This window comes from Lederbergia citri (assembly GCF_018343625.1).
Classification (GTDB): Bacteria; Bacillota; Bacilli; order Bacillales; family Bacillaceae_C; genus Lederbergia; species Lederbergia citri.
Map to the genome: position 1 here is coordinate 1 of NZ_JAGYPG010000004.1, position 3091 is coordinate 3091.

Annotated in this window: 1 rRNA gene; it reads left to right on the forward strand. The window is 52.6% G+C overall.

The features are described from left to right. Positions 1 to 156 precede the first annotated feature (156 nt). Positions 157 to 3090, forward strand: a 23S ribosomal RNA gene (locus tag KHA97_RS19625). The last annotated feature ends 1 nt before the right edge of the window (position 3091 follow it).

Below are 3091 nucleotides of genomic sequence, written 5' to 3' on the forward strand. Positions count from 1 at the left end.
GATCAGCCGAGCGCTGATCAGAAGACGTTTCGTTTCGTTCAGTTTTGAGAGGTTGAACTCTCAAAACATTTTTTGTTCCTTGAAAACCAGATAATAGAGAAGTAACAAACCAAGAAAACATCACCTTATGGAATTATCCATAAGAAACCTTTTTATGATTAAGTTAGAAAGGGCGCACGGTGGATGCCTTGGCACTAGGAGCCGATGAAGGACGGGACTAACACCGATATGCTTCGGGGAGCTGTAAGCAAGCTTTGATCCGGAGATTTCCGAATGGGGAAACCCCCTGCCCGTAATGGGGTAGGATCCATTTCTGAATTCATAGGAAATGGAAGGCAGACCCGGGGAACTGAAACATCTAAGTACCCGGAGGAAGAGAAAGAAAAATCGATTTCCCAAGTAGCGGCGAGCGAAACGGAAAGAGCCCAAACCAAGAGGCTTGCCTCTTGGGGTTGTAGGACACTCAACATGGAGTTACAAAGGAACGGGGTAGGCGAAGCGATCTGGAAAGGTCCGCCATAGAAGGTAACAGCCCTGTAGTTGAAACTTCGTTCCCTCCTGAGTGGATCCTGAGTACGGCGGGACACGTGAAATCCCGTCGGAAGCTGGGAGGACCATCTCCCAAGGCTAAATACTCCCTAGTGACCGATAGTGAACCAGTACCGTGAGGGAAAGGTGAAAAGCACCCCGGAAGGGGAGTGAAAGAGATCCTGAAACCGTGTGCCTACAAATAGTCAAAGCACATTCATGTGTGATGGCGTGCCTTTTGTAGAATGAACCGGCGAGTTACGATTTCATGCAAGGTTAAGTCGAAGAGACGGAGCCGCAGCGAAAGCGAGTCTGAATAGGGCGTTTTGAGTATGAGGTCGTAGACCCGAAACCAGGTGATCTACCCATGTCCAGGGTGAAGGTAAGGTAACACTTACTGGAGGCCCGAACCCACGTACGTTGAAAAGTGCGGGGATGAGGTGTGGGTAGCGGTGAAATTCCAATCGAACCTGGAGATAGCTGGTTCTCTCCGAAATAGCTTTAGGGCTAGCCTCAAGGAGAAGAGTCTTGGAGGTAGAGCACTGTTTGGACTAGGGGCCCTCATCGGGTTACCGAATTCAGACAAACTCCGAATGCCAATGACTTGTCCTTGGGAGTCAGACTGCGAGTGATAAGATCCGTAGTCGAGAGGGAAACAGCCCAGACCGCCAGCTAAGGTCCCCAAGTATCCGTTAAGTGGAAAAGGATGTGGAGTTGCTTAGACAACCAGGATGTTGGCTTAGAAGCAGCCACCATTTAAAGAGTGCGTAATAGCTCACTGGTCGAGTGATTCTGCGCCGAAAATGTACCGGGGCTAAACGGATCACCGAAGCTGCGGATTGACACCGTTGGTGTCAGTGGTAGGAGAGCGTTCTAAGGGCGGTGAAGCAAGACCGGAAGGACTTGTGGAGCGCTTAGAAGTGAGAATGCCGGTATGAGTAGCGAAAGAAGGGTGAGAATCCCTTCCACCGAATGCCTAAGGTTTCCTGAGGAAGGCTCGTCCGCTCAGGGTTAGTCGGGGCCTAAGCCGAGGCTGAAAAGCGTAGGCGATGGACAACAGGTTGATATTCCTGTACCACCTTTTTACCGTTTGAGCAATGGGGGGACGCAGGAGGATAGGGTAAGCGCGCTGTTGGATATGCGCGTCCAAGCAGTTAGGCCGGGGTGGAGGCAAATCCTTCATCCTAAGGCGGAGCTGTGATGGCGAGGGAAATATAGTACCGAAGTTCCTGATTCCACACTGCCAAGAAAAGCCTCTAGCGAGGTAAAAGGTGCCCGTACCGCAAACCGACACAGGTAGGCGAGGAGAGAATCCTAAGGTGATCGAGAGAACTCTCGTTAAGGAACTCGGCAAAATGACCCCGTAACTTCGGGAGAAGGGGTGCTCTGATAGGGTGTAAGCCCGAGAGAGCCGCAGTGAATAGGCCCAGGCGACTGTTTAGCAAAAACACAGGTCTCTGCGAAGCCGCAAGGCGAAGTATAGGGGCTGACGCCTGCCCGGTGCTGGAAGGTTAAGAGGAGCGCTTAGGTGCAAACCGAAGGTGCGAATTGAAGCCCCAGTAAACGGCGGCCGTAACTATAACGGTCCTAAGGTAGCGAAATTCCTTGTCGGGTAAGTTCCGACCCGCACGAAAGGCGCAACGATCTGGGCACTGTCTCAACGAGAGACTCGGTGAAATTATAGTACCTGTGAAGATGCAGGTTACCCGCGACAGGACGGAAAGACCCCGTGGAGCTTTACTGCAGCCTGATATTGAATGTTGGTGCAGCTTGTACAGGATAGGTAGGAGCCTAGGAAATGGGAGCGCCAGCTTCCATGGAGGCATCGGTGGGATACTACCCTTGCTGTACTGACCTTCTAACCCGCACCCGTGATCCGGGTGGGAGACAGTGTCTGGCAGGCAGTTTGACTGGGGCGGTCGCCTCCTAAAGAGTAACGGAGGCGCCCAAAGGTTCCCTCAGAATGGTTGGAAATCATTCGCAGAGTGTAAAGGCACAAGGGAGCTTGACTGCGAGACCTACAAGTCGAGCAGGGACGAAAGTCGGGCTTAGTGATCCGGTGGTTCCGCATGGAAGGGCCATCGCTCAACGGATAAAAGCTACCCCGGGGATAACAGGCTTATCTCCCCCAAGAGTTCACATCGACGGGGAGGTTTGGCACCTCGATGTCGGCTCATCGCATCCTGGGGCTGTAGTCGGTCCCAAGGGTTGGGCTGTTCGCCCATTAAAGCGGTACGCGAGCTGGGTTCAGAACGTCGTGAGACAGTTCGGTCCCTATCCGTCGCGGGCGCAGGAAATTTGAGAGGAGCTGTCCTTAGTACGAGAGGACCGGGATGGACGCACCGCTGGTGTACCAGTTGTCTTGCCAAAGGCATCGCTGGGTAGCTATGTGCGGACGGGATAAGTGCTGAAAGCATCTAAGCATGAAGCCCCCCTCAAGATGAGATTTCCCATCGCGCAAGCGAGTAAGATCCCTGAAAGATGATCAGGTTGATAGGTCCGGTGTGGAAGTGTGGCGACACATGGAGCTGACGGATACTAATCGATCGAGGACTTAATCAAA